The organism is Pseudomonas rossensis (assembly GCF_039888995.1).
GTDB classification, from domain to species: domain Bacteria; phylum Pseudomonadota; class Gammaproteobacteria; order Pseudomonadales; family Pseudomonadaceae; genus Aquipseudomonas; species Aquipseudomonas rossensis.
The window spans coordinates 1-5,975 of sequence record NZ_JBBWCB010000219.1 but is presented as its reverse complement, the minus strand read 5'-3'; the positions used below and the strand labels follow the sequence as shown (position 1 = coordinate 5,975).

6 protein-coding genes and 4 pseudogenes are annotated in these 5,975 nt (G+C 54.6%); 2 read left to right on the top strand and 8 right to left on the bottom strand.

Going from position 1 to position 5,975, the window contains the following annotated elements; translation table 11 throughout:
• The 7 genes and pseudogenes from WLY71_RS31505 to WLY71_RS29165 form a co-directional block, all read right to left on the bottom strand.
• A partial coding sequence (locus WLY71_RS31505; RefSeq protein WP_425589973.1) for an HrpE/YscL family type III secretion apparatus protein occupies nt 1–170 on the bottom strand: 170 nt, incomplete at its 3' end.
• Nucleotides 171–173: 3 nt separating this feature from the next.
• Nucleotides 174–716, bottom strand: coding sequence for a type III secretion protein (locus WLY71_RS29190; protein WP_347806332.1), 543 nt, complete (start codon nt 714–716; stop codon nt 174–176).
• Nucleotides 713–1,540: a type III secretion system inner membrane ring lipoprotein SctJ gene (sctJ, locus tag WLY71_RS29185; RefSeq protein WP_347806331.1), complete on the bottom strand. Its 828-nt coding sequence runs from the start codon at nt 1,538–1,540 to the stop codon at nt 713–715. The genes WLY71_RS29190 and sctJ overlap by 4 nt, the downstream gene beginning before the upstream one ends.
• Before the next feature lie 8 nt (nt 1,541–1,548).
• Nucleotides 1,549–1,917 carry a type III secretion system inner rod subunit SctI gene (sctI, locus tag WLY71_RS29180; RefSeq protein ID WP_347806330.1) on the bottom strand — a complete coding sequence of 123 codons (369 nt, stop codon included), beginning with the start codon at nt 1,915–1,917 and terminating at the stop codon, nt 1,549–1,551.
• Nucleotides 1,918–2,034: 117 nt separating this feature from the next.
• Nucleotides 2,035–2,358: a type III secretion system major pilin HrpA gene (locus WLY71_RS29175; protein WP_347806329.1), complete on the bottom strand. Its 324-nt coding sequence runs from the start codon at nt 2,356–2,358 to the stop codon at nt 2,035–2,037.
• Between the two features lie 222 nt (nt 2,359–2,580).
• Nucleotides 2,581–2,763: a hypothetical protein gene (locus WLY71_RS29170; RefSeq protein ID WP_347806328.1), complete on the bottom strand. Its 183-nt coding sequence runs from the start codon at nt 2,761–2,763 to the stop codon at nt 2,581–2,583.
• Nucleotides 2,764–3,078: 315 nt separating this feature from the next.
• Nucleotides 3,079–4,918: pseudogene (locus tag WLY71_RS29165) on the bottom strand (tyrosine-type recombinase/integrase).
• Nucleotides 4,919–5,190: 272 nt separating this feature from the next.
• Here WLY71_RS29165 and WLY71_RS29160 point away from each other — a divergent pair.
• Nucleotides 5,191–5,389: pseudogene (locus WLY71_RS29160) on the top strand (transposase); the annotation flags it as partial.
• 2 nt (nt 5,390–5,391) lie between these two features.
• On the opposite strand, the pseudogene WLY71_RS29155 reads toward WLY71_RS29160, so the two are convergent.
• A pseudogene (locus WLY71_RS29155) lies at nt 5,392–5,635 on the bottom strand (DNA-binding protein); the annotation flags it as partial.
• Between the two features lie 58 nt (nt 5,636–5,693).
• On the opposite strand from WLY71_RS29155, the pseudogene WLY71_RS29150 reads away from it, so the two are divergent.
• Nucleotides 5,694–5,975, top strand: a pseudogene (locus WLY71_RS29150) (integrase); the annotation flags it as partial.

Here is a 5,975-nt window from a genome sequence, read left to right as displayed (position 1 = left end):
TTCAGGCTCTGTGCGTCGACCTGAGCCTGAGCCAACAGGCGATTGATCTCTACCCGCGCCGCCTCGAGCAAGTCGCGGGCCAGTAACGTGTCGGCCAAGTCCTCGCGACGCAATACCGTTTCAGCACAAACGGTGATCGGACTCAGTAAAATTCGGCGCTTGACCAGCATGATTTAGTTTCCGGTTGATGATGGAGTGGTCACTCGCCAGAGCACGGCTTGCCAGAGGGTTTGGAGTTTGCTGGAGGGCAGATGAGCAAGCGGCTCTCCGACCTCGCCAGGCGCCCAGGTCAACCGCAGCCTGGACCAGCAGACCTCACCCAGCCAAGCCCCCAGCAACAGACGTTCGTCTTCGACGCCAGGATCAAGCCATAAGCCAGGACGTAAAGCTTTGGCGAATCGTTGGCACCATAAATCGTGTGATTCATTGGACAGTGGCGCCGAGTGTCGGGATGAAAAGCAAACGCGCCCCGCCAGCGACAGAGCGGTGTCTTTTTGCAGTGGGCTCAACGCCAGCCAACGCATCAGATCTTCGCAAATCGCTGGCGGCTGACTGGGATCAATTGCAATGCTGCGCAGCAAGTCGGCGTGGCGACTGTGCGCGATGGCGCCCCAATTACCCGCACCGAGCCCTGCGACGGTGGACAATTGTGCCTGCCACTCAGGATGAGCCCAGCGCCAGGAGCAGCACCACCACTCAACCCATGCCTCGGTCATGTCCGCGCCGGTAATGTTGCGTCACTGCGTCTTCGGCTACCCTTGAGTAGGTAAATCACCCTCTGGATCCATTGCAGCAACCTTCTACGCCATTCGGCTTGCAAGCTCAGCGCCAGGCCTGCGATCAGCGTCAGCAGCAGAATACCGGCGACTGCGGTAACGCCTTTCCAGAATCCGGCTTTCTCGCTGTCCACCAGAAAAGGACCCAATTGAACGAGTCGTGTACTTTCCTGAAACTCTGTGGCGGGCACGAACACAATCGTCGCCTTTTTCAAGTCGCGTGACTCTCCTGCCATGCCGGGCAGGCTGCTGGCGACCAGTTGCAAAATCCGCCCCTGCACACTGTCTGGATCCAGCGCAGCAGTGTGCTTTATAAACACTGCCGCCGATGCCGGTTGCACGCGTTCGCCGGGAGCGATGCGCTCCGGCAGCACAACATGGACGCGAGCGACCACCACCCCGTCAATCTGCGAGAGCGTTGCCTCAAGCTCTTGGGAAAGTGCATAGATGTATCGAGCACGCTCTTCAAGTGGCGTGGAAATCACCCCTTCTTTTTTGAAAATTTCACCCAGACTGGTTCGCGATTTTTTTGGGAGCCCGGCGGCGTCCAGAATTCGAACGGCACGGTTAACATCATCGGCCGACACCACAATCGCGACGCCTTTCTTTTCCGTACGTTTGCGCGCGGCTATATGTTGATCGTTGAGTTTGGCTACGACGTCGTTAGCATCCGTTTCGGACAACCCGCCGAACAAATCGGTATTATTGCCGCACCCGCTGAGCAGCAGCGCGCACAGCAAAAAAACAGCTGCTGGAGTTTTCAAGAAAGCGCCTACTGCATATTCGTCAGTTTATCGATTGCCTGGGTACCTTTGCTGATCACCTTGGTGGCCAAGGCCATTTCATGTGAAAAAGTCGACAGTTCCCGGCCGACTTTGGCAATGTCCATCGGATCACCTGAAGCAGAGGCTTTTTTTAGCGAGCGCAAGGTTTGCTGTGAGAGGTTATTCGTCGAGTCCAGTCGTCCGGACAGTGCACCGGCCACCAATTCACTGAGGTGACCGGTGGATGGCGAGGTGTCTGATCGCATGGCAGAATCAAACAAGTCGACATCTGATTGAGAGGGGTTTCTGACCAACCCCTGATCGATACTCAAGTCCGGCGCCTGGGGGCCAGAGGTGTCTACAGAAGAAATGGCCATAAGAATTCCAATGATAGGAAAGCACGAGGAGGTCATACTTAGCGCGTTTTAACTTTGGTAACACTCGATAAAACAAGAGGGCTTCCCTGTCTGGGTTATCAGCAGGGAAGCCACGCATTAGAAGTTGATTCCATCTACTGTTTTGGCGGCACTGGACATTGCTTTCCCCCACGATTGTTCACGACCTTGTTGAATCATCATTGCAGTATCAGCAATCTTTTTAGTGCTGTTAGCTTCGTTCTGTAGATTGGTCATTTCCGCACTGAGATGGTCCTGATCCTTGTTCATTTTACGCTGTGCTTCCAATGACTCGCTTTCTCCTGAAGCGCCGTAAATTTGCTGTTGGTTTTTAACTTGATTCTCGACTGTTTTTCCGCCTGAGGCCAAGCTGCCCACACCGTTTATCACACCGCCTATAAAACCACTGATCGCGTTACTCATGTTTTCTTCCTTCTAGTTACCCGCGCTAATGCGCGGTGATCATAGGTGGTGCCGTCGAGTCTTTTGGTTCCTTCCCTTAGTCTCCGGGATGGTTAAAGAACCGACTGAGGCAACCTCATCAATAAATGAACTTGCACCTTGCCTCACGATTTACAATTGCTCTGTTTGCAAAAGGATTATCTTGGATCGCAAATGGGTATCCCAAGGTCGATGAATATAAAATCAGTACGTTATGTTTTTTTTATCTGAATCATCTGGATCAGTGACTGCTTCCTCAGGGCGAGTCCCGGCGATCTGTTGATCTTCCAGTTTGGGTTTTTCTTCGTGGCCCTTCACAGCGTCCGCCACGGCACCCAGTACGCCTTGAGCCACTTGCGGTAAGACAGCAGCAATAAGAGGAAACATATTCAGAACTCCAATGCGAGGGATGCGAGGGATAGGTATTAATGCCTCGTCATCTTTTAGGTGGCCCTGATCGGCTAATCGGTTCCATTAGTCGCTCAAGTATTTTTGACAAGACGAAACAGATGTCCTTCGCCGATGCCGAATATACTGACAGACGTAAGCAGACCGGGGGCAGAATAGTGCAAATCGTTTCCTCCTTCGCAATAGAGGCCTCGTGCCGACCGTCTTTGACATTTCAGCGACCTGGGAAACAGCCCGCGATAGATACCCCGAAGCAAGCAGCGACATCCGTTATCGCTGCACGAAAACAGCACTTCAGCTTGAGCCCAGAGCAGTGCAAACGATTCGCGCAGTCACGTCGAAATTTTCCAGAGTGAGCACATCGATTGGCGAACGACCTTTTAGTCGTTCATGAGGTTTACAAAGAGCGCGATAAAACCTCCATGCATCCACATCTGGAGAGCGCATTAACACCGCGAGAACCAATTTGTGCCGCAATGGATCAAGCTGCCAATCAGGAATGCGCTGACCACGATTACCCAGGCTCAGGGACAGCAGGCGGCGGGGTTTGATATCGCGATTGACCTGATCGCGGGATTTGCCTGCCAATTTGGCGAAAACCAGCAACGGTAAATTGCTCGAGGTCTCATAAGTGGCGAGCATCTCAGCGCGCTCGCGCTGGATGACAGACATCTGAGGTTTTTGCAGTTTTTCAGTCTGGATTGGAACGGGTACGACAGGCGACTGGTGGGGCGCGATAAGGGCCGGTTCATTGCTGACGAACATTTTGGGCGCCAGGACGGTCCTCGCTGGAAAGCTACCGTTGTACAGAACGGAGTTTGTGTTTGCGTTTTCCAGCGAGGGCAGCGATGCGGCCCCCTCCAATCGCACAGTAAGCGGAGAATTTGCAGCTTTCAGCTGACCCTGCCCCCAAAGGTCCAAACGGTTCGCCCAATCCTGCATTATGGTCCGGCGTTGCTCTACGTACTCTGCATGATTGTAAGCCGCACTCACCTTATCCGGATCAGCATGAGAAAGCTGGGTATCCACCCACACCTTCGGGTATCCGATCTCGTTCAGCGCCGTCGAGATCCTCGCCCTCATGCCATGACCGGTGAGTTGATCGGCATACCCCATTCGACGTAACGCGCCATTCAGAGTGTTCTCGCTGATGCGCTTGCTCAGGTCGCGTCGATCCGCAAACAAGTAGCGTTGCGCGGGGACAACCTGGCCCAGCAAGTGACGCACAATCTCCAGCGCCTGAACCGACAGCGGCACGATGTAAGGCGGTATGTTTGAGATCTGCTTCCCTGGCTTCCGCATCGCTAACTGGAGTTGCTTCACCACTTCTACCGGCATGATCCATAACCGCTGCTCCAGATCGAACTGGTCGGGTGTCGCCAAGCGTAGTTCCCCCGTGCGGACACCGGTCAGCAACAACAATCGAAGACCAAGGCGTGTTTGCTTCGCGCCACCGTAGTTTCGGAGAGCAGTCATCAACGCAGGCAGCTCGTCCATACGAAGACGGATTGTGTGATACCGGAGGTTTGGGAAGTGCGACCACATCAAGGTCTGAAGCAGGGTTATGTTCCAGCCCCTCGATCTTCACCAGCGCATGGCGGAACAATTGGTTGAACCAGGTCCGACATTTTTCGGCTTTCGTTAAGGCCTTGCGCTGTTCGATCCTGCTCAGCAAATCCAGCAGATCGTGACGATTGATATCGTAGATAGACCGCCCACCCAGTGTGGGCAGGACGTCTTTATTGAAAATTCTTAAGATTTGCGAGAGCGTGCTTTGGCGGCCCTCCTTCAGACTCAGCCTGCGGAATTCCACCCACTGATTGAACACGGCCTCGAAGGTATGCTCTGTCGCAAAACGAACAGCACGGCGCTGCTGTTTACGGTGCTCATAAGGATTGATGGCTTGAGCAACAAAGGCGCGTGCCTCGTCACGCCAGGTGCGCGCTTCTTTGAGGGTGATTTGCGGATAACAATCCAAGGACATGCGCTTCTGCTTGCCCGTCCAGTAGTAACGGAAAAGCCAGACTTTTCCGCCGCTGGCCGTAACATTGAGTGTGAGACCATCGCTGTCACCGAGGGTGTAGTCATTATCGGTGATTCGGGCGTGCCGAACTGTCATTTCTGAGAGTGCCATCGCGAACTCCTGAACAGAGTCAGGACCAGATGCTCATCTCGCTACACAATCTGCTCCAGCAATAAACCGATTCAGTACGCGTCAGAATCCTGGACTTAATCTTGGACTTAAACGCACCGGATACTGCTGGATTTCAGTGGTTCCCGCCGGAACGAAAAAAGGACCCGAAGGTCATGATTTCAATCACTTACAGAATTCAGTGGAACCCTGCAGCGCAATATTTGGAGCGGGAAACGAGACTCTCATTCAGTGATCAGTCCATTGAAATCTAGATGTGGCTGACCGGCGGTTGATGCCTGACTACAAGACCATCGCGAACTTCAGAGAAAATAGTGGTAAAGCCAATTCCGGTGTCTGCCGACAGTTCGTCGTTCTATATCAGCAGCTGGGATTATTCGAAGAAAACCAGTCTCCATCGACGGCAGCAAGTTCAAGGAGGTCAATAACCGCGACCGTAATTTCACCAGCGCCGTAATCGCCGTCTGCCAAACGTAGGAAAAGGCCTGCGGGACTTCCGCCGGCAGTCGTGGCTGGGCCAGGCGCGCACACCAGGTTTCCAGTAAGCTGCTCAGACGCGCCGGACTGCCGCGGCCCAACTCTAGGCGAACGCGCTCGACCGTCGGCCGTCGGCCGTTCGCCGCGGGCCAGCACCGCGTCGGCGGCGGCGAATACCTCGGTTTCCGGTACCCTACCGCCATGGCCTACCTCCCGCCATATTAGGTCTGATAATTTAATGTTATCCGACGTTATTTCCGAAGACGGAAGTTTCAGTCCGATGAACATACTCAATACTACCGATCAGTTAGCGCTGGTCGACGCAACGCCCCTCGACCCGCAGGCCTTGGCACACCACACCCAGGAAGCCGCGGCGGCCTTTATTGCCGCCGGTATCGCGGCCAATACCGTGCGCAGTTATCGCAGTGCCCTCGCCTACTGGTCGGCCTGGCTGCAGCTGCGTTTTGGCCAGGCGCTCGGCGATGCCCCGCTGCCGCCGGCGGTGGCGATTCAGTTCGTCCTTGACCACCTGGCGCGGCCGTTGGCCGACGGCGACTGGGCG